Consider the following 19,320-nt stretch of genomic DNA (forward strand, 5'->3'; position numbering starts at 1 on the left):
GCCGAAGATGGCTTCTCCTCCTTCCCCTTCCGGCCTTGTGCTTGAGAATGTTGCGATCCGGCTGGAGGGCAAGCTGCTGCTTGAAATCGATTGCCACATCCAGCCGGGAACTGTCCTGACGATCATGGGCGAGAGCGGTAGCGGCAAATCGAGCCTGCTTGATTTCATAGCCGGATTTTTGCGACCCGTGTTCCACGCGGAAGGCCGGGTGTTTCTCAACGATCAGGACCTGACGCCAGTGCCCGCTCCAGACCGGCATATCGGTCTCATGTTCCAGGCACCGCTCCTGTTTCCGCATATGTCCGTGTTGCAGAACCTGCTGTTTGCTATACCCCACCACATCAAAGGCAGGTCGATCCGGCGCGATCTGGCCGAACAGGCACTTGAAGATGTCGGCCTGACCGGCTTCGGCGCGCGCGACCCGGCAACACTTTCAGGCGGACAGCAGACGCGTGTTGCTCTCATGCGGACGCTACTGGCAGAACCCAGAGCGCTGCTGCTCGATGAACCTTTCTCAAGTCTTGACCAAATTCGCCGTGCGGATGTCCGCGAGCTGGTGTTTCAGCTGGCCAGGAAAAAAAATCTGCCGGTGTTGCTGGTGACCCATGACGCGGAAGACGCGCGGGCGGCAGGTGGCATGGTTCATTGGCTTGACGAAAGCAAAAACGGAAACGGCTGCACCGGTTCGGTACAGCCGTAAGAATATTTGACTTCGGATGACCGGGAATTACTCAGCCTGATCTGCCGACTTGGCGTGAAGCAGCGAGTAGTTGTCGATTCCGATCCGCTCGATCAGGCCCAGTTGGGTTTCAAGGAAGTCGATGTGACTTTCCTCGTCGCTGAGCAGCTGCTCAAACAGTCCCATCGAGACATAGTCACCAAGTTCCCGGCAGACTTCACGAGCTTCATGATAGAGCGCCCGTGCAACATATTCCGCCGCAAGATCACCCTCCAGGCATTCCTTCACTGATTGCCCGATACGAAGCGGGTCCAGCGTCTGAAGGTTCGGCAGACCTTCGAGGAAAATGATGCGGTCCATCAGATCCTGGGCGTGCTGACGCTCTTCGTCGGCTTCTTCCAGCTCCTTGTCAGCCAGCTTGCCGAAACCCCAATCGGCCAAAAGGCGCGCGTGGACCCAGTACTGGTTGACCGCGGTCAGCTCGTGGCGCAGAGCCTTGTTCAAATACTCGATTACGCGCGGTTCACCTTTCATGGGCCTCTCCTCATCTACCTGCCTGCAGCACGCTTCAGGGGTGCAGGTTGCGCTTCGTTTTTCTTTCCTTCTTCAGAGCCTTTTTCGTGAATGATGTCAATGACTGATGGAAAACAACTTCCACATCTCGGCCGGCACCCCAGGTGTCGAAAGACAGCGCCGGGAGTGGGCACTTTCCCGTTGGGGTCTGCACGCATTTCTGCTGCTGCTTCACGAAGCTGCTCGTCAGAAAGAACATTACAGGAGCAAATGATCATAGATGGATCCGCACAGTGTCCATTCAGATTTCGGCCTCACTTGATAAGACCCGATCCTGTGGACATATTGGCATTGACGTTTTTCTGCGCAATAACGAAACTTCACTACAAGAGTCAACTTTTTCCGATTTCTCCAATGCTGAATAGGAACTGAAATGAGCGGCAAGAAAAGCTCTGGCACCCGCCCCACCCTTGTGCTGACCGGTGCCAGCCGCGGTATCGGGCATGCGACGGTGAAAAGGTTCTCTGCTGAAGGGTGGCGTGTGATCTCCTGTTCGCGTCAGGCGTTTTCGGATAAGTGCCCCTGGCCGAGGGGCCCGGAAGATCATATTCAGGTTGATCTTTCCGATCCGGAAAACCTCGGTTTTGCCGTGCAGGAAATCCGCAAGCGGCTGGAGGAACATGGTTCCCAGCTGAATGCATTGGTCAACAATGCCGGCATCAGCCCGAAGGGGCCGGATGGCGAGCGCCTTAACTCCCTCAACACTGCGATGCATGAGTGGCGTACGGTCTTTCAAGTCAATTTCTTTGCCCCGATTCTTCTCGGTCGTGGACTGTTCGAGGAACTGAAAGCTGCAAAGGGATCAGTGGTCAACGTGACTTCAATCGCTGGAATGCGGGTTCATCCGTTTGCCGGAACAGCTTATGCCACGTCCAAGGCGGCTCTTGCTTCGCTGACGCGGGAAATGGCTGCGGATTTCGGACCGCACGGCATTCGCGTCAATGCCATCGCCCCGGGGGAAATCGATACATCCATCCTGTCTCCAGGCACCGAAAAAATGATTGACGATATTCCGTTGCGGCGGCTCGGTCTTCCGGAAGAAGTTGCCGACACGATTTTCTATCTGTGCTCCAGCAAATCGTCTTATGTGACCGGTTCCGAAATTCACATCAACGGTGGTCAGCACGTGTAATTTTCGGCACCCCCAATCAGGAATTGATAATTCTGATGAAGATAATATGTCGCAGGCTTTATATTATTGAAAACCTTCACGAATAAACGTCGGCAGGTACAAATCCTAGATAATCGCAGTAATTTACCTAATCTTCATTGCCCCCCACAATACTAACCGCACGATAATGCTGTTCTTTCGGCTGTGCGGGGATCGAATGAAACGAATTCTGAAGGTATTGGTCGACCTGAAATTTGGCTTCAAGGTCGGCGGCGGGTTTCTCGCGGTATTGTTGCTTACGGCAGTGGTGGGCGGCGTCGGTTTCCTGGCGATCCAAAACCTCTCTTCAAGCTTCGTCGTGGCTGATCACGCAGCCCAGGTCGCCGGCCAGGTTCAAATTACTTCGTTGAAGCGCGAAGACTACCTGAACAATCCGAGCATCGAGTTGAGCGATGCCGTTCATCAGGAAATCGCCAAACTCGACGGTTCCCTGGAAGAACTGGCGCACGAAGTCGCAGGCGAAACCGAAGCAGAAGCACAGGTTGCCGGAGCCAAGGAAGCGGTTGCGGAATTTGCCGCAACCTTTGGCCAGGTCGTGGACCAGACCAAACAGCAGGCTGAACGCCTCGCGATTTTGCAGGCAAGCACCGCGGACCTGGAAGCCCTTGCCGCCACCATCACCGATGCAGTTGTCACGGAAGAAAAGCGCATCAGCGCCGAGGCTTTTTCCGCCAATGGCCGGCTGGATGATGCCAATCAGCTGCAGCGCGGCGTGTTCGAGCTGAAAGACGAGGTCGTTCAGATCCAGCTTCTGTATCTTGAAGGCAGTGGAAACATTGAGGGCGACGACCTTACCAAGTCACTCGAGATTGCCGACACGCTTGTCGGCGATACCAAACAGATGCGCTACAAGCAGATCGAAGGCATTCAGCGCAAGACTGTCAGCAAGCTGGCCGGTCAAGCCAGAAAGCTGAAAGGCGCACTCGAAAATCTCACCAAGGACCTGGGTTTCTCCGAAGCGTATGAAGCGCGTCTCGCCGTAGGAACCGCCATCGAAAACATGAATGTTCTCACATTGGACATTCTCGGTCAGGTTCTCCCCGTCGTATCCAAAGCCAAAACCGATGCTCTGACCGCGTCAACCAGATTGGCGACTGTCCGTGCGATTGCAGACAAGGCCACAACGCTGAACGAGCTCGCTCTCTCTGCCCGCTCCGAAACCCTTTATCTGTTCGGTTCTTTCGGCGCGACCGATCAGACTGCCGTGGAAGAGCAGATCGGAGCTCTCGCGGCGCTTGAGGAAGACATGGTCAAGTACGCCAATGTCTTGCCGTCGGCTGCAGAGGCAATCAATGCAATCCCTGTTTCGATCGTATCTCTGGACCGGTCCTTCAAGGAAATGCTGACCGCCAAGTCGGATCTGATGGCCAAGCGCCAACAGCTCGACAGCCTGACCAGAACAGTCAGCGCCGACATCACCGCAATCGCCGACACCCAATCGCAATCCGCCAATTCTGCAGCCGGTGCGGCCGAAGTCCAGATCGCCACGACGATCCTCCTGGCAATCCTCGGTGGTATTGGTCTTGCCTTTGTCCTGAACCTGGCAATCACCCGCCCGATCCACACCATCACCAACGTCATGAACCGACTGGCGAACGGCGACAACGACGTTGACATTCCCGGCATCGAACGCGGCGACGAGATTGGTGGCATGAGCCGCACGGTTCAGGTCTTCCGGGACAATGCGATCGAACGTGCTCAGTTGCAGGAACAAAATGCGCGCGAGGAAGCCGATCGTCAGGAACGTCAGCAACGCATCGACAACCTGATCAACGGATTCCGCGCCACTGCCGAAGATGCTCTCGGCTCGGTAGAGACCACGGCAGACGGCCTCGACAACACGGCCCAGGCCCTGACCGAAATCGCGCGGGACAGCGCTGGATACGCCACCGAAACGCAATCCTCTTCCAACGAGACCACCAACAACGTTCAAACCGTTGCAAGTGCCGCTGAAGAACTTGCCGCATCCATCGGCGAGATCTCCCGCCAGGTGGCGCAGACAACTGAAATCGTCGACCGTGCAACGACAGGCACCCGGGTCACCAATGAGAAAGTTGAAGGCCTGGCAGAGGCTGCGACCAAAATCGGCGAGGTGGTCACGCTCATTCAGGCGATTGCGGAACAGACCAATCTGCTGGCTCTGAACGCAACCATCGAGGCTGCCCGTGCCGGCGAGGCAGGCAAGGGATTTGCAGTTGTCGCCGCCGAAGTGAAGGAACTGGCAACGCAGACGTCCAAAGCGACCGAAGAGATCAGTTCCCAGATCACCGAGATCCAGAATGCAACGAAGGACTCCGTTGTGGCCATCGGCGAAATCGCGGAAACCATGAACGAGGTCAACAGCTACACCACCGCCATCGCCTCAGCAGTCGAGCAACAGGGTGCGGCGACCGCCGAAATCTCGCAGAATGTTCAGCGTGCTGCCGAAGGCACCGGTGCAGTGTCCTCTTCCATGAGCCAGCTGTCTCAGGCCGTCGACCAGACTTCGTCCTCCGCAGACATGGTTCTGTCGGCTTCCGGTGAGCTTACCGAAAAGACCGATCAGCTGAAGAACGAGGTCGAGCGCTTCCTCTCGGAAGTCGCCGCTGCATAAACCTCTCAATACGAAATCGAAAGGCGGGAGTGCCGGTCGCTCCCGCCTTTTTTGTTGTCCCGGTCCTCATGGAACCGTTGACCTTGCAGCAACAGACGACTAAGGCGGAACAATATCCAACTTCCTGAAACGAGAGACCGTCGTGGCGGAACAGACCAACGCCCCTTCCTTTGCCCAATCCGGCAAGTCCCCGAGCCAGCTCTGGCCAGTCATTCTGGAAACAAAGGGCTGGAAAGATTACCGACTTCTGGACATGGGCGAAGGGCAGAAACTCGAGCGCTATGGCCGCTTCACGATTGTCCGCCCGGAGCCACAGGCGATGGGGCAACGCCGCCTGAAGGAAAGTGCCTGGAACAGAGCAAATGCCGTCTTTTCAGGCGACACGGAAGAAGAAGGTCCGGGCCGGTGGAAGTTTTCCGGCAACGTGCCGGAAACCTGGCCGATGTCTTATGGACCGGTGCGCTACAACGGCCGGTTCATGTCGTTCCGCCATGTCGGTGTCTTTCCGGAACAGGCCGCACATTGGGACTGGGTCAATGGCAAGGTCCGTGCCGAACGCGAACGCGCGCCGGAAAAACCGCTGAAGATCCTGAACCTCTTTGGCTATACGGGTTTGGCTTCCCTGTTGCCCGCCGCCGAAGGTGCGCAGGTCACGCATGTGGACGCTTCGAAAAAGGCAATCGGCTACGCCCGTGAAAATCAGGCTCTTTCAGATCTGGAAGATCTGCCGATCCGATGGATCTGCGAAGACGCCTCCAAATTTGTTGCCCGCGAGGTTCGCCGGGGCAACACCTATGACGGCATCATTCTGGATCCACCCAAATATGGCCGTGGCCCCAAGGGCGAGGTCTGGGACCTTTACACCAGCTTGCCCGGCATGCTTGCCGACCTGCAGCAGTTGCTGTCAAAGGATGCTCTGTTCATGATCCTGACCGCTTACGCGATCCGCTCCAGTTTTGTCTCGATCCACGAGTTGATGGCTGAAACGCTGGACAGCCAGGGTGGGCTGCTTGAGTCAGGCGAACTGGTAATCCGTGAAGAGGACGGCAAACGCGCCCTTTCCACATCCCTCTTTTCCCGGTGGAGCAGCCGCTGACGGCTACCTACGCCTTGCCGGGTCACTCGGCAGCAAGCGCTGTCTGGTAGTTGTCATTCGACCAGCTGCCGGACTGTTCCGCTCCATCGCCACTTTCGTGTTGTTCGCCGGATCCGGCGACTGCCCGCCCTTTCCCGGCATAGACCAGGGCAAACATGGGCGGAGCGAAATAAAACGAAATCACCGTCGACAACAGAACACCGCCTGCAATGGACATTGCGAAGGGCGGCCAGAAGCCGCCACCTTCAACGATCAAAGGCAAAAAACCGCCAAAGGTCGTCAATGTCGTGGAAACGATGTGCCGACTGGAACTCATGACAACGTCGACCATGGCGCTCCGATCTCCATGCGCGGCACCCTCGTTCTGCTGCATGCCCGTCAAAATGATGATAGCCGCGTTGATCGACACGCCGATGGACCCGATCACACCGATGATCGCATTGATGCCAAAGGGGTACTGAAATACCGCCAGAGCAAGCAGGCTGAGGCCGGCCGACAGAACGGCGACCACGAAAGTTACCGCGGTCAGGCGGAACGAGTTGAATGTCAAAACAACAGCAGCAACAGAGAGCGGCACGATAAGGCCAAGAGACCCGATCAGATTGGCCAGAGTGTCGGAACGGGCATCGGAATCTCCACCGGTCTCGATCCGATACCCTTCCGGCAGAACAAAACCGGCAATCTGCATTTCGGCCTGAAGCTTCTTCAGGGCCTCTTCCGGCAAAACGCCGTATTGAACAAAAGCCTGAACCGTGTTGACCCGCTCACCGTTGCGCCGGTTCACCTGTCCCTTGGAAGGCTCCAGGCTGATGTTAGCAATTGCCGATAAAGGAACACCTTCGTAGCTTGCCGCGCCGAGGTTTCCCTGCGCAGGCAACACGGGCAGGTTTGCGATTTTCGCCAGGTCGGCACGCTGCGGATCACCAACGCGGACACGAACCGGAAGCTCTTCCGTGCCTTCGATCAGACTGCCACCGGTAGCTCCTTCCAGAGTTGCCTCAAGCTGCCGGGCCACGTCGGCAAGTCCCAGTCCAACCAGTCGGGCCTCGTCTTCGTTGACCGCGAATTTCAGCTTTGGTGCGCCCGCATCAAGCGTCGTGCGCACAATGGTGACTTCCTCGATGCCCGAGGCAAGCTGCCGCAGCGCGTCGCCTCGTTCGCGCAAAACATCCAGCGACGGTCCGACCAGCCTCAATTCGACCGGAGCATCGACCGGTGGCCCTTGAACCAGATCGCGGATAAGGATGCGGGCTTCGGGGAACTTGGCCGACAAGGCAGTTTGCAGCTGCGGCACAAGCTCAGAAGTCGCCTTCGATGACACGGTTTTGACGAGAGCCTGGGCAAAGCCAGGTGCTCGATCACGTGCGCCGACAATATTGTAGTAAAAGGCAGGCGCGCTCTTGCCGATCACCCAGGAAACCTGCTCGACACCGTCCAACTGCGCCAGATAGCTGTCTATTGCCCGTGCCGTCTGCGCGGTACTGGCTATCGCGGCTCCATCTGCAAGTTCCACTTCGATGTGAAACTGGTTCCGGTCGACACCGGGAAAGAACTGGGCCGTCAGGGTCGGCATGCTGAGAAATCCGATGACCGGCAGGACCAAGGACAAGGCAACCGAGCTCGCCGGGTTGCGCATTGCCAGCCGGAGCGAAAAACGGAACGGTACCGTCAGCAGGGAAGCTGGTCGAAAGCCGGGCTGGCGGCCCGTTTGCCTTTTCAACGGCAAGACCCAACCTGCAATCGCAGCGGTCAAGGTTACGGCGACAACAAACGACCACACCAGCATGATGATCACGGCGATTGCGATCGCGCCAACGAAATCGCCTGGCGCTCCGGGTAGCAATACCATGGGCATGAACGACAGGGCCGTGGTTACGGTCGACGCCAACAAGGGTGCAAAGAGACGGCGCACCGCCTTGCCGACTGCAGTTGCCCGCGTGTCGCCCTTCTGCAGGGCCTGACCTATCTCATCCGTCATCACGATACCGGCGTCCACCAGCAAACCGAGCGCGACGATCAACCCTGTCAAAGACATCTGATGCAACGGCAGGCCTATCACCTTCATGGTCGCAAACGACGCAAGTGTGACGATCGGCAGAACCATGGCCACGATCAACGCAGAACGAAAACCCATCGTCACCAGCAACACGATGACGACGAGAGACATGCCGATGGCAATGTTCAGTCCGACATTCGACAGGCGTTCGATCGTGTAACTGCTTTGATCAAACACCAACCGATGTTCGATCGAATGCGGCATGTCCGCTTCAAAATTCGCTATCCTGTTCCGTACTCTGGCCATCCAGGTGTCGACCTGAAGGCCATCGGCCACCTTTGCGGCAACCAGAATAGCCGGTCGGCCACCTGAAAGAGCGAGTTCTTCAGCAGGTTCACGCTTGCCCTTGTGGACTTTGGCGACGTCTCCGACGCGGGTAACGATACCGGAGCCGCTGATGGAAACTGGGACTTGCCTGATCCGGTCCAGCGCATCGATTTCGCCCTGGACCTCGATCAACAGCTCCCGGTTGGAAGCGCGAAGTCGCCCAGCGCGCACTTTGGCATCCGCGTTTTGGATGGCGGCTGAAACCTGATCCACGGACAACGACAGCGAGGTCAGGATGGCAGGATCGACCTGAACCAGAATTTCCTCTTCGATTTCACCGAAGATTTCGACCGACTTTGTGCCCGGAACATTCCGCAACGCATCCGACAATGCTTCCGCATAGCGCAGAAGGACCGCCTCGGATACGTCGTCATGTCGCGGAACAAGCGCACTGATGGCAGCAAAGGCCCCGGCTCCCTCGGTGCTGAATTCCGACTCCAGAACACCCTGCGGGAACTCCCGTGTAGCATCACCGATCTTGTCACGAATTTCCGACCAGGCTTGCTCGATCACCTCTTCAGTCAAGGTGTCGAGAAGCTCGATTTGAATGATCGAGATGGAAGATGCGGATGTGGATTCGATGACATCGATCTCTTCCACTTCCCGCAATTCTTCTTCGATCTTTTCGGTCACAAGCGCTTCGACCCGTCCGGGGTCGGCGCCGGGATAGACCGTCGTGACGGTAGCAAAGAGATTGGTGATGGTCGGATCTTCCTGGCGACCAATGCCGACAAGCGCAGAAAGACCTGCTGCAACGATGACGAGAAGCGTAAGGGCAACCAGCCGGGGCTGTCGAAAGAAAAGCGTTTCCATGACTTAAGCTCCGTTCTCAATCGGAGTGACGGACTGACCGGGGACAACGCGGTGCACCCCTTCGGTCACAATCCGGGTATCCCGCGTGATCGTCCCCCTGACAAAGGACCTGACCGCGCCGGCATGCAGCACCTCGACGGCTTCACGGGAAATGGTGAAAGTGTCTCCCCCTTCCTGGGCATCCTCCTCAACGACTGCGAGAACCGTCCAAAGACCTCCTGGTCCTTCCTTGAGTGCGGCCGTCGGCACCCAGAAACCTTCCGTTTCGATCCGCTCCGGCAAGGTCAATTCAGCCAGGCGGCCGAAACGCGCAGGTCCGCTGCCAAGATCAATTTCAAACAGCGTCTCGATGGTGCGCGTGCTTGTCTGGAGATCCGGACGCAAGCCGGACAGTCTTGCCGCATACGCTTCCCCGGAGACGCGAACTTCGAACTTGTCGTCTCGATCAAGCCGGTCAACGACTTCGGGCGCCAGACCTATGCGCACCGTTGGACTGGTCGCTTCAAGTATTTTGAGAAGCGGCATTCCGGGTGAAACAGTCGCGCCTTCATCCAGCAAACGTTCGCCGACGATGCCATCAAAGGGAGCGGTCAGGACCGACTTGTCGAGGTTGATATCGATAGCCTCGATGGTGGCATCGATCTGGGCAAGCGTTGCGTCCAGGCGGCTGACGGTCAGTCTCGCTTGATCCAGGATCTGTGCGCTGACATGTCCTCCGTCCTTGAGTTTCTGTTGACGTCCCAGGGTGAGGACCGCCAGCTCCCGGTCGCTTTCGGTGGCAAGACGGTTTGCGAGCTGTCTGCGTCGCTCGGCTTCAAGCGTTCGCCTGTCCAGTTCCGCGATGACGTCGCCTTTGCGGACAACATCGCCTTCGTCGACCGTGATCCTGTCGATTGTCCCGGAAAGTTCAAAACCCAAATCCGTTTGGCGACCGGGCTCCACACGGCCAACAAAGCTATGCGCAACATCATAGCCGGGGCTGTACTCAGGCCGGGTGACCGGAACCTGAACCAGGGGCGAGGCCTCAATTTTCGGCTTTTCCTCCGCCCGCATCTGGATGGTGGTGATGCCGATCAGGACTGCGGCTGCCGCAATCCCGACATTCAGGGAAAAGGTTGCCAGGCTGACGCCCCACCGCCCAAACCGCTTCATGGCACCGCGGCCGGTGAGCTGCTCTTCCTTGTCCGTGTGATCTTTCGACATGTGGTCGCCCTCACCTCTTTACCGGTGGCAGCCGTTTGATCGAGCCTAGGATCACTCAATGTAAACAGCTCTAACTATGTTACTGTTGTTAACATATGTTAGAAGAATTAACTTCTACAAGAGACTCACGCCAAAAAAAGTTCGGATCAGCGGCGAATGGCCACAACCAAAATCCAGAAAAAAAGCGGGTATCATCACGGTAATCTGCGCGGTCAGCTGGTCAACGCGGCCGGCCGGCTTATAGAGCAAAACGGCCCCGACGGCTTTTCCATGTCGGATGCCTGCCGCCTTGCGGGCGTCAGCACCGCCGCCCCTTACCGGCACTTTTCCTCCAAGCAGGATCTCCTGACCGAAGTTGCCAAGGACGGTCTGCAGCGGCTTGGCGAGGACATGGAACATCGGGCGTCTGAACACCCACGCGGTACGGTCGACTCCATCGCGGCCATCGGCCGGGCATATGTCGATTTCGCCATCCGCGAACCCCACACCTTCAGGCTGATGTTCAGCACGAAGGAACACACCGGCCGGATTGAAGAGCTCAAGGCTGTCGGGCGAAACTCGTACGGCGTATTGTTGCGAGAAGTCGCTCAGTATCTGGGTGAGCCGGACATCAACGAGACCGTGATGCGCTGCTCGTTTCCACTGTGGACACAGGTTCACGGCCTGTCGTTTCTGTCGATCGACGGAAAACTTGAAGTGACCGATTTTCCGGTCGACATCGACGACTCCATCATGATCGCCACGGAACGATTGCTTCCGGCCAAAGGCTGACCCACGGTGGTTTTCCAAAAAACTTGACCCCGCAATGGTCAGCGCCTAATCCAGCGCTACTCAAGAACCATCTCATGTCCAGCTCCTGAGCGAGCTTCCGGAGCAAAACATGTCCCATTCCGGCAAACCCCAGCGTATCGGCGCTGTGAAACAGATCACCAGCCACTCGAATCCGATCGTCAAGGAAATCAAGGGGCTGGTTGGCCAGCGCAAGCATCGTAACCAGTCCGGCCTGTTCGTTGCCGAAGGTCTGAAGCTGGCAACCGATGCCCTCGCCGCGGATTGGGGTGTCCGTTATCTGGCCCTCGGACCGGAAGCCCGGGACAATCCAGTTGCCCAGAAAGCTGCTGCGACCGCAAAGGCGCGCGGCGCACTGATCCTGGAGGTGTCCACCGCTGTCATGTCCGCAATGACCCGCAAGGACAATCCCCAGATGGTCGTTGGCGTCTATGAGCAGAATATACTGTCTGCCAAGGAAATCGATCCGACTGGTTCGACCTTGTGGGTGGCCCTCGACCGTGTCCGTGATCCGGGTAATCTAGGTACCATCATCCGGACCGTCGATGCCGTTGGCGGCGCGGGTGTCATGCTGGTCGGCGATTGCACCGACCCCTTTGCCGTGGAGGCCGTGCGTGCCACCATGGGATCTCTGTTTCACGTGCCTCTGGCGAAAGTGAGCAAGGAAGAGTTCAAGACGCTGGCCGGAAAATGGCCGGGCACGGTGGCTGCAACGCATCTCAAGGGATCGGTTGACTATCGGCAGCCGGACTACAAGGAACCTGCTCTATTGGTTATGGGCAACGAGCAGAAGGGACTTGAAGACGACATGGCGCAGGCCTGCTCGACCCTGATCCGCATTCCGCAGACCGGACAGGCGGACAGTCTTAATCTCGCGGTTGCCACGGGCGTTGCCCTTTACGAAATTCGCCGCAACTACCTGGAGCTTTGATCGGATGCGCTTGTTTATCTTCGGGGTTGGTTTTTCCTCTACGGCAATCGTCAAAGAAGTGCAGGGTCGCTTCGACTGGATCGGCGGGACGACGCGGTCAGTCGACAAACTGGAGAGTCTCAAGGAACTCGGGGTTGAAGCGTTCCTGTTCGATGGCCAGAACGAAGGCGAAGGCATTTCCGAAGCGCTGAAATCCGCAACGCATATCCTCATTTCGATCGGACCGAACGATACCGGAGACCCGGTCCTGAACCAGCACGCGCAAGATATCGCCGCGGCGAAGCCGGAGTGGATCGGATACCTGTCGACGGTCGGTGTCTACGGCAATCACGATGGTGCCTGGGTCGACGAAGACACGTTGTGCAAACCTGTATCAAAGCGCTCGGTGCAACGGGTCGCCGCGGAAGAGGCCTGGCAAAGTATTGCAGAAACGAACGGTTTTCCGCTTCACATTTTCCGTCTTTCCGGGATTTACGGACCCGGCCGCAATGCCTTTGAAAACTTCAGGAAAGGGACCGCCCGCCGTCTCGTCAAGCCGGGCCAGGTCTTCAACCGGATACATGTTGCGGACATTGCCGGCGCAGTCTCTGCGGCCATGTCACAGCCTTCCAACCGTATTTTCAACGTGACCGACGATGAACCGGCACCGCCTCAGGACGTCGTGGCATTTGCCGCCGACTTGCTGAACGTGACGCCACCGCCGGAAATTCCGTTCGAGACGGCAGACCTGACGCCGATGGCCCGCTCGTTCTACGGAGAAAACAAACGGGTCTCCAACAGACGGATGAAGGACGAGCTGGGCTATTCATTCCGTTATCCCAACTACCGTGTCGCGCTGACGGCCCTGCGTGAAGAGCTAAAGACCGGCGACTGAAGAAAGGCCGTTTTCCAGTCGCCTCCCAGCATTCCTCGCAGTCCCAGGAAATCCGGGCCTGTGAGGCTGGTTACCTTGCTCCAATCCGGTGGTCGCCGATCCAGGCGCGCTGGTCCCATCCGCACAGGGATTCAACCAGCCACACTCGTGCCGCTCCTTCCTTGCGCAGGTTGGATGTCAGAAGGTCGACACCGAACAGAATTGCATTTTGCGCAAAGTCATAGTTCAGAACCTTGAGATCGCCGGCCAGGACCCCTTCCTCGACATGTTCTACAGGAAGTTCAGCCCATCCAAGTCCCTGAAGAACGAAAGCCAGCTGGCGGTGCGTATCGCCAACGCTCCAGAAATTGGGGCCGAGCCGTCGACCTGGTTCTGGTTCAAGATCGTCGGGACAAATAATCTGCCGGTAACGTGCAAGGTCCGACCGTCCGACTTCTTTCAACTCCGCCAACGGATGGCTGGACAGACAGACGGGAACGCAGCGCTGAAATCCCAGCCCGCGGCGGGCATAGCTCTTGGGTACCACTGCAAACTCACGGCTAAGGCCCAGATCGGCCCGTCCGTCGATCAGATCCCATCGGACATCTGCTCCCGAACCACTGCGGATCTCCAGTTGAAGGCTTGAGAAGACCCGCGAGAACTCGGTCAGCAACGCATTCACCCGCTTCACCATGAGACCGTGCTGCACACTCAGCACCAGGTTTGGCTCGGCATCTTGCGTCAATGCCTCGGCATGAGATTGAAGACGTGCATGGCTGTCCAGCACCGATCTGGCGTGAACCAGCAGCGACTTGCCCTCCTCCGTCAGTTCCGGCCGATACCCTTCCCGGCTGAACAACCGCGTGTTCAGATCAATCTCCAGATTGGCGATGCATGTGCTGACCGCCGACTGTGCCTTTCCCAACTTGCGAGCTGCGGCAGAGAACGACCCTTCTTCGGCCGAAACGACGAACGCAGAGAGATTTTCCAGATCCGCCATCTCAACTCCATCTCTTTTTCAGATAAAGATCAAATATCACGACTTCCGTTTCGGATGTAGTTTACTGCACGAATTTTCTTCAAAACCTTCGGCGCATGCCCTGTAAACAACGGAGACCCCAAGTGGCGTTCCTGAAACATATCCGACGTATCTTTCTGCTTTCCTTGATGACGGTGCTGGCAGGGCTGGCTCAAGCTGCCGAGACACCTTGCAACAGCACACTTGATATCGATCTGCCGGAAGGCTGCGACAGCATCGAAATTGCCCGAAAATTCGACGGATTGGAAAACTTTCGCCAATTGACGACCCCGGACAACGGTATCCGCCCTGACTTTCTGTTCAGGTCGGATCAACTGGACGAATTATCGGCGGCCGATATTGCAGCATTAACCGAGCTCGGCATCGAAACGGTGGTCGACCTCCGCTCTCATGAAGAGCTGGAAGAACATCCCGACAAGCTTCTGCCGACGGTCTCTTTCATGGCCAATCTACCAATCGGCTCAGACCCGGCGGACGTTGAAAAGCTGATGCCGTTGGATGTTGCTGCGCAGATCCGACCGCTTTGGTTCGACGGACAGTTTGAAAAGATCGATGCATTGCTGAAGGAGCACAACGTCGATCTCGAACAGGCAAGAATCGATCGGTATCGCGACTTTGCCACGGATTTCGATGAGCAGGTATCCCGCTTCCTGCACCTTCTGACAGACGATGCCAACTTCCCGCTTGTGTTCCATTGCGCCGGTGGCAAGGACAGGACAGGGTATCTCGCGGCTGTCACCCTTATGACGCTTGGCTATTCGGAAGAAGATGTCCTGCGCGACTACCTGACGACCAATCTCTATACCTACGGGGAATTGTCCAAGCTCGTGTCTCACGGTCCGGTTTCCCTGCAACCTGCCTTTGGTGCCCACCCGGAACAGATCCTTGCTTCCCTGAATGTCCTCAAGGAACGCTATGGAAGCTTCGATCGCTATCTGGAAGACCGGCTTGGCATCAACAAGGAAGAGGTTTCGAAGATTAAAGCGAACCTGCTCGTCAAGTGAAACGCCGCCAGGATCAAGGCTGATCTCGATTCCTCTTACGGGTGTCTCACAACCTTCTATCCTTCTTCACAGTCAAAAAAAGACCCGCCGGAAGGCGGGTCAAGTTCTGTCGGCAGGGAAGCCGACAGTGCTGCGAAATGTTCGGTTTGCGAGATCAGATGCGGTGTGGGCTTGCGGTTTCAGTTCCAGCTTCGTTTCTGAGGCGAACCGGACGCAAACGGTCGTAAGCGACGTGAAAAAGGTAAGTATAGATCGTGTAAGTGAGTGTCAGGCCGACATTCACGCTCAACGCTGCTCCAAGAGAGTACCCTCCTACCCAGATCAACAGTGGGCATGTGAGCAGGATTGCGGATATCTCGTGCATGCTCGCGTGAAACATGCGTAACCCGTGTGGCCGTTGACACGCCAACCGTCCAGAAAAGTGCCTTTCAAGCAGATCAAACAGGGTGTTGAAAACGGGCGACCAGGTCACGATGACGATCGATAACAGTGTGATCAGGGCGATACTTGCTATCGCCGTCTTTCCTGAAACAGTCGCGTAGAGCGGTGAAACCAGCGCGATACCAACGACTTCAAACGTCACCGTCTGGATGATGCGCTCCCGTGTCGATCTAAGCGTCATGATGAATCCTGACAAATAAAATTCAGCTTCCCAGGCGGCACGCTCACCGGCAGAGGGCCGGTCCGAAAACTGGATGAATTGCAATACCTTGTGCGAGGGTCAGGATATGCGCGGCGATTTTCCAGCGCAGTTCCCAAATGGGAACTTGACGAAACCGCGAAGTTGATAGTTGCTGTTTTTAGTATTCAGGTGTGCCGTGGTATGCCAGTTCGGACGGAATGCTGCGTCCAATACCCGTATGACTTTTCAGACTTTTCATTCATTCAACTGACAACCGCTCAAGTGTTTGACAAAAATGGTTCACAATCTAAGCAGCGAAAAACTTCGCCAATTGCTGTCGTCAATCGACAAACTTTATGATGCGGCCTGCGCCCCGGAAAAATGGCCGGTTTTTCTTGCTGCTGCCTCGGACTTGTTCGAGTGCCAGGGGTGTCAGATCGGACATCACGACTTGAGCAATCACTCCCTCTCCTTCAGTCGGCTCCACGGGTATGAATGGGATGAGGACCACTACCGCCGCTATGACGAATTGATGCCGAGCGATCCCAGGGTTCCGCATTTTGCCGCCAATCCGTTTAAGGCGGTTCACTGTAGAATGCATGTAAGCGACGAGGAGCTGCACAACTCGCGCGTTTATCAGGAAGTCCTGTCACCTGGTTGCGTCGAATATTCACTTGGTGTGAACCTGATGGAAGGAAAGCGATCGCTCTCCTATTTCATCGCACTTCGCAACAAGTCTCAGCTGCCGTTCAACGAGCGAGATTGCGCCTTGCTCGATGAGCTGATCCCGCATCTGAACCGGGCTATCCTGTTGCAACGGGATGTCGGTACCATCGACTTTGAAAGGAACATTGCCGCCGACACTTTGGACAATCTGGCGATCGGCCTGATTATAGTCGACAGGTTCGCTCAGGTCAGATTTTCCAATGCCACCGGCCGGGATGTTCTGGACGCAAAGGACGGGTTGGCAGCGGCCGAAGGCCGGCTCCGCGCGCCCGGAGACCGAGAAGGTGTTTTGAAACGAGCAATCAACAAGGCCATTCATCAGGCTCAAATTGGCGGCAACACTTCAGGCGAAGCCGTTTCGATTCCCAGCCTGGAAAAAAGCGAGCCGATGTCGGTTTTCGTCTCGCCGCTTTATGGTCAGCATCTGAAATCCGGGTGGGTGCATTTGCGGGAACCGCTGGCGATCCTGATCGTCAGGGAGCTCGACAAAACCCATGCAACACGGCAGGAAGTGCTTGGCTGCATGTACGGTCTCACCCGAAGCCAGGCGCGCCTTGCCAATCTGATCGCCAGCGGCCTTTCCCTGCAGCAGGCTGCCGAGGAGGCCGGCATCACCGAAGCCAGCGCCCGTCAGTACCTGAAGGCCGTGTTCGACAAAATGGACGTCAGCAGGCAGAGCGAGTTGGTCACCAAGGCTCTCAGCCTGCCGGTGCCGATACGGGCGGTTCACCCGCAAAAGCCGCTCCATCCACTATCCTGAACGTCACGCAGGCGGACCCGGACACTTCGCCGACTTGTGCATGCGACAAGCCGGTAAATCGAAATTTACAACTTTCCCGTTACAGTGCCGGTAGCCGGGTCGACTGCCCGGACTGACACCTTAAGATACGTCATCGCCCATCAGGACCTGCTTGTCCGCTTCGTGGTACAAATTCATGCGCATCGCCTGGAAAATATTCGGCACTTCTCTCATCGTCTTTGCGGTCATGACCGCGGCCGCTGCTTTTTCTATCTACAAGATCTTTGAGATCAACAAGGAACTGCACCTGATCTCCAGCGTGTATTCCCCTCTCAGAAACGAAATTGCGCAAATCGAAGTTGTTGCTCTTCAAGAGGAACTGGAGCTGGAACGGGCGGAAAAACTGGAAGCGGAGTTGCGTGCCGACCGCCTGGAGGCCTTGAGCTACGGAAAGACGCAGGAAGAGATCGATGCCGCCGTCCGGCAGTCACCGGAATTGCAAAACCGGATCAAGCATCTGGAAGAACGGCTTGAAGCTGACCTGAAGATCTTCAAGGAACATGCACAAAAGGTCGATCAACTGCTGAAGTCGGCAGAAGAACGGGTAAAATCCGCGCAGACACAGTCAACTTCAATTCAGGACAAGCTGGAACTTGCCGCGCTTTTTCCAACTCTTGTCGGGATCGAGACCCAACACAGCAATTTTCACAATCACGCCCTCAACCTTGTTACCTCCGCGGATATCCCTCCTGCCACGCGCGAGAGACTTGAAGAGCAATTGGAAAGCGAAGAGCAGAAACTGACAGCCCGTCTGGACGAGTTGCGGCAGCATGTGAGCGCTTTCACGGACAAGTCCATTGAAACCGCTGCGCTTCACGAGCAGCAGGCCCTTTATGCAAGTGTTGCTGCAACCGCGGCTGGAGGCAGTCTTGCGCTGTTGCTCTCCTCACTTGTCATTGCCGGTATCCTTCGACCGATGCGAGCCCTGTCGCTCGGCGCGCAGAAGGTCGAACAAGGCGACTTCGAGATCGAACTGAAACCGCGGTCGAGTGACGAAATCGGTTCCCTCACCCGCAGTTTCAACACGATGGTCGATGGGTTGAGATCGACCCAGAAGATCAAGGACACTTTCGGGCAGTATCTCGACCCACGTGTAGTATCGGGCCTGATTGCAGATCAATCCGACGCCACTGCGGGCGAGAAGAAAGTGGTCTCGGCCTACTTCTCCGACCTTGCCGATTTCACCACGATTTCGGAACAGTTCACACCTGCGGGACTCGTGCGGGTTCTGAACCGGTACCTGGACCTGATGTCATCGGAAATCACAGAGCGCCACGGTGTCATCGACAAATACATCGGCGATGCGATCATGGCTTTCTGGGCACAACCGTTTTGCGAGGACGGAGACCAGGCAACGCTCGCTGTGGAAAGCGCTCTGTCAAACATCGAGCTGATGCGAAAGTTTCAGGACGAGCTGCCTGAGTTGACCGGCCTTCAGAAAAACCTGCCGCTCCTCAAGCAACGGATCGGCATTGCCACTGGCGAGGCGGTGATCGGGTCGATCGGCTCCGAAAAAACCAAGAACTACACCGTCATGGGCGACACGGTAAATCTGGGTGCCCGCCTCGAAGGTGCGAACAAGATCTACGGCACTCAGGTTCTGGTTTGCCAGAGAACGCGCGACACCGCCTCGGGCGTCGAATTCAGGGCCGTCGACAGGATCCAGGTGAAAGGCAAGACCGAAGCGACGAGTGTTTACTCTCCACTCGCACGGTCTGCAAACATGACCGAGGACCTGAGAATTCTGCAGGCAAGTTCAGAACATGCCCTTCACGCTTTCGCCGAAGCCCACTGGCAAGATGCCCGCAAAATGTTCGAAGAGATCATCGCGCTCTTCCCTGACGACCAGATAGCCCAGGTCTTCCTCAACCGCCTGCAACTGATCGAAAGCGAAGGCGTACCGGAAACCTGGGATGGCGTCTGGCATCTGAACACAAAGTAACCGGTTGCCATGGGGTTGCGCGGTGTCACCTTGGCGGTCGGCAGTCCGTCTGAGCCCTGCCCATTTCAGGCGAGGGTTGACGCAGGCACGTTCAAACCCCAGCT

At 56.8% G+C, this 19,320-nt stretch carries 16 protein-coding genes; 10 read left to right on the forward strand and 6 right to left on the reverse strand.

Annotated elements, in window-relative coordinates; all coding sequences use genetic code 11:
• Positions 1-7: 7 nt before the first annotated feature.
• Positions 8-700 (forward strand): ATP-binding cassette domain-containing protein, encoded by a 693-nt coding sequence (locus ABLQ08_RS07175; protein WP_352940434.1) that lies wholly within the window; start codon positions 8-10, stop codon positions 698-700.
• Positions 701-727: 27 nt separating this feature from the next.
• On the opposite strand, the gene bfr is transcribed toward ABLQ08_RS07175, so the two are convergent.
• Positions 728-1,213, reverse strand: coding sequence for a bacterioferritin (bfr, locus tag ABLQ08_RS07180; protein ID WP_352940435.1), 486 nt, complete (start codon positions 1,211-1,213; stop codon positions 728-730).
• Positions 1,214-1,227: 14 nt separating this feature from the next.
• Positions 1,228-1,470, reverse strand: coding sequence for a (2Fe-2S)-binding protein (locus tag ABLQ08_RS07185; RefSeq protein WP_352940436.1), 243 nt, complete (start codon positions 1,468-1,470; stop codon positions 1,228-1,230).
• Positions 1,471-1,625: 155 nt separating this feature from the next.
• Between ABLQ08_RS07185 and ABLQ08_RS07190 the strand changes: the two genes are divergently transcribed.
• The 3 genes from ABLQ08_RS07190 (at position 1,626) to ABLQ08_RS07200 (ending at position 6,112) form a co-directional block, all read left to right on the forward strand.
• Entirely contained in the window at positions 1,626-2,384 is a 759-nt protein-coding gene (locus ABLQ08_RS07190; protein WP_352940437.1) for an SDR family NAD(P)-dependent oxidoreductase, read from the forward strand.
• Positions 2,385-2,580: 196 nt separating this feature from the next.
• A complete protein-coding gene (locus ABLQ08_RS07195; RefSeq protein ID WP_352940438.1) occupies positions 2,581-5,016 on the forward strand; it encodes a methyl-accepting chemotaxis protein in 2,436 nt (811 codons plus the stop codon).
• 142 nt (positions 5,017-5,158) lie between these two features.
• Positions 5,159-6,112, forward strand: a complete 954-nt coding sequence (locus tag ABLQ08_RS07200; RefSeq protein ID WP_352940439.1) for a class I SAM-dependent methyltransferase — start codon at positions 5,159-5,161, stop codon at positions 6,110-6,112.
• A 22-nt stretch (positions 6,113-6,134) separates the two neighbouring features.
• Here the strand turns inward: ABLQ08_RS07200 and ABLQ08_RS07205 are convergent, their stop codons facing one another.
• Entirely contained in the window at positions 6,135-9,308 is a 3,174-nt protein-coding gene (locus tag ABLQ08_RS07205; RefSeq protein ID WP_352940440.1) for an efflux RND transporter permease subunit, read from the reverse strand.
• 3 nt (positions 9,309-9,311) lie between these two features.
• Entirely contained in the window at positions 9,312-10,511 is a 1,200-nt protein-coding gene (locus ABLQ08_RS07210) for an efflux RND transporter periplasmic adaptor subunit (protein WP_352940441.1), read from the reverse strand.
• Between the two features lie 156 nt (positions 10,512-10,667).
• Here ABLQ08_RS07210 and ABLQ08_RS07215 point away from each other — a divergent pair, with 156 nt between their 5' ends.
• The 3 genes from ABLQ08_RS07215 to ABLQ08_RS07225 all read left to right on the forward strand — a co-directional run bounded on the left by ABLQ08_RS07215 (position 10,668) and on the right by ABLQ08_RS07225 (position 13,105).
• Entirely contained in the window at positions 10,668-11,282 is a 615-nt protein-coding gene (locus ABLQ08_RS07215) for a TetR/AcrR family transcriptional regulator (RefSeq protein WP_352940442.1), read from the forward strand.
• Positions 11,283-11,391: 109 nt separating this feature from the next.
• Positions 11,392-12,231, forward strand: coding sequence for a TrmH family RNA methyltransferase (locus ABLQ08_RS07220; RefSeq protein ID WP_352940443.1), 840 nt, complete (start codon positions 11,392-11,394; stop codon positions 12,229-12,231).
• A 4-nt stretch (positions 12,232-12,235) separates the two neighbouring features.
• The gene (locus ABLQ08_RS07225; RefSeq protein ID WP_352940444.1) at positions 12,236-13,105 is read left to right on the forward strand and encodes an SDR family oxidoreductase; all 870 of its coding nucleotides are present in this window, start codon (positions 12,236-12,238) and stop codon (positions 13,103-13,105) included.
• A gap of 70 nt (positions 13,106-13,175) precedes the next feature.
• On the opposite strand, the gene ABLQ08_RS07230 is transcribed toward ABLQ08_RS07225, so the two are convergent.
• The gene (locus ABLQ08_RS07230) at positions 13,176-14,084 is read right to left on the reverse strand and encodes a LysR family transcriptional regulator (protein ID WP_352940445.1); all 909 of its coding nucleotides are present in this window, start codon (positions 14,082-14,084) and stop codon (positions 13,176-13,178) included.
• Positions 14,085-14,206: 122 nt separating this feature from the next.
• On the opposite strand from ABLQ08_RS07230, the gene ABLQ08_RS07235 reads away from it, so the two are divergent.
• Complete coding sequence (locus ABLQ08_RS07235) at positions 14,207-15,127, forward strand: tyrosine-protein phosphatase (RefSeq protein ID WP_352940446.1); 921 nt, start codon at positions 14,207-14,209, stop codon at positions 15,125-15,127.
• A gap of 154 nt (positions 15,128-15,281) precedes the next feature.
• Here ABLQ08_RS07235 and ABLQ08_RS07240 read toward each other — a convergent pair whose 3' ends face one another.
• The gene (locus tag ABLQ08_RS07240) at positions 15,282-15,749 is read right to left on the reverse strand and encodes a PACE efflux transporter (protein WP_352940447.1); all 468 of its coding nucleotides are present in this window, start codon (positions 15,747-15,749) and stop codon (positions 15,282-15,284) included.
• A 295-nt stretch (positions 15,750-16,044) separates the two neighbouring features.
• Between ABLQ08_RS07240 and ABLQ08_RS07245 the strand changes: the two genes are divergently transcribed.
• Together ABLQ08_RS07245 and ABLQ08_RS07250 are read left to right on the forward strand one after the other, a co-directional pair.
• The gene (locus ABLQ08_RS07245) at positions 16,045-17,235 is read left to right on the forward strand and encodes a helix-turn-helix transcriptional regulator (protein ID WP_352940448.1); all 1,191 of its coding nucleotides are present in this window, start codon (positions 16,045-16,047) and stop codon (positions 17,233-17,235) included.
• A gap of 175 nt (positions 17,236-17,410) precedes the next feature.
• Positions 17,411-19,216, forward strand: a complete 1,806-nt coding sequence (locus ABLQ08_RS07250; protein WP_352940449.1) for an adenylate/guanylate cyclase domain-containing protein — start codon at positions 17,411-17,413, stop codon at positions 19,214-19,216.
• Positions 19,217-19,320 lie beyond the last annotated feature (104 nt).

The organism is Roseibium sp. SCP14 (assembly GCF_040329475.1).
In the GTDB taxonomy this organism is placed as follows: domain Bacteria; phylum Pseudomonadota; class Alphaproteobacteria; order Rhizobiales; family Stappiaceae; genus Roseibium.